1 protein-coding gene is annotated in these 1943 nt (G+C 30.5%); it reads left to right on the forward strand.

The genetic code is table 11. The annotated features are described in order from the left end of the window. Positions 1-272: 272 nt before the first annotated feature. On the forward strand, positions 273-1943 hold a 1671-nt coding region (locus PNO30_RS03355), incomplete at its 3' end, for an IS1182 family transposase (RefSeq protein ID WP_049433605.1).

The following is a 1943-nucleotide window of genomic DNA, read 5'->3' on the forward strand; positions in this document are numbered from 1 at the left end:
AGAGGCTGGGACATAATTCCTAACAAAATAGCCAGTAAATGAGTTTATTATAAATTCATTTACTGGCTTCTTTATTTACAATACTACGTATTGTTGGCTCGCTTTCTTAGGGGACAGCTTCAGCCTGTAGTCTTCAGCTTGTCCTGTTCCCTCAAGAGTCTCGCCAAAATACTTTGTATTTATATGTAATTTTACATTGAAATACTTTAAAAAAATAAGGCCCTTTCGTATAATTTAATAAATATCACTAAACTAAATTAACGAGGTGCCTTATGTATAAAGATTATAACATGACTCAACTTACTCTACCATTGGAAACTTCAGTTCTTATCCCCACAAATGATATGTCACGACATGTCAATGATATTGTAGAAACAATTCCTAAAACTGAATTCGATGAATTCAGACATCATCGTGGTGCAACCTCATACCATCCAAAAATGATGTTAAAAGTCATTCTATATGCCTACACACAATCTGTGTTTTCAGGTCGTAAGATAGAAAAATTACTTAATGATAGCATCCGGATGATGTGGCTATCACAAAATCAAAAGCCTTCTTATAAAACGATTAATCGATTTAGAGTCAATCCAAAAGTAGATGCTTTATTAGAATCATTATTTATTCAATTTCATAGTCAGTGTTTGAAACAACATCTTATAGATGATCAGGCCATTTTTATTGATGGTACGAAAGTTGAGGCGAATGCCAATCGATATACATTTGTATGGAAAAAGAGTATTCAAAACCATGAGACAAAAATGAATGAAGATTCTAAAGCACTCTATCATGAATTGATAACAAATAAAATCATACCTGAGATTAAAAAAGATCACGATAATGACTTAACAAAGGAAGAAATAGATTTGATTGGTAGTCATTTGGATAAAGAAATCGAAGATTTAAATCAACATATCGATAATGAAAAATGTACTAAAATAAGAAAACAAATACGGCTCAAAAGAACTAAAATTAAACAATACAAAAAGCAAATTAATGATTACTCTGGGCGAAAGCATAAATACGACGTCCAAAAATCTATTTTAAAGGATAGAAATAGTTATTCTAAAACAGATCATGATGCCACATTTATGAGAATGAAAGAAGATCATATGAAAAATGGACAACTCAAGCCAGGTTATAATTTACAAATAGCGACAAATTCTCAATTCGTTTTATCTTATAATGTGTATCAAAATCCGACTGATACAAGAACGATGATACCATTTTTAAATTTAATTCAAGAGACCTACGGTCATTTACCTGAATATATTGTAGCTGATGCAGGTTATGGTAGCGAACCCAATTATATGGCAATTATAGATGATTTTAATCGAATACCACTTATAACCTACGGTATGTTTATAAAAGATAAAACTAAAAAATATAAAAGCGACATCTTTAACACTCAAAATTGGGATTATGACGAAATTAACGATGAATATATTTGTCCAAACAATAAGCGATTGGGTTTTAAAAGATATGCCTATCGCCATGATAAATATGGGTTTAAGAGAGACTTCAAATTATATGAATGTGATGATTGTTCAGAATGTCCTCTGAGACACCAGTGCATGAAATACAATTCAAAAACGAATAAAAAAATAATGAAAAATTATAATTGGGAATATTTTAAAGCCCAAATTAATAAAAAGCTTTCAGAACCAAAAATAAAAACCATCTACAGTCAAAGAAAAATTGATGTGGAGCCTGTTTTTGGATTTATGAAGGCTATTTTGGGTTTCACTCGAATGTCCGTTCGAGGGATAAATAAAGCCAAAAGAGAACTAGGATTTGTGCTAATGGCACTTAATATAAGAAAAGTAACAGCTCAACGAGCTGAAAATAATCAAAAAAATTATAAAAAAGACAATTTCTATATTATTTCAATAGAAATTGTCTTTTTTCACTTATCTAGATACTTTATGTCCCGGACTCTTTTT

The sequence above is a fragment of the Gemella haemolysans genome, from assembly GCF_028308085.1.
GTDB lineage: Bacteria > Bacillota > Bacilli > Staphylococcales > Gemellaceae > Gemella > Gemella haemolysans_D.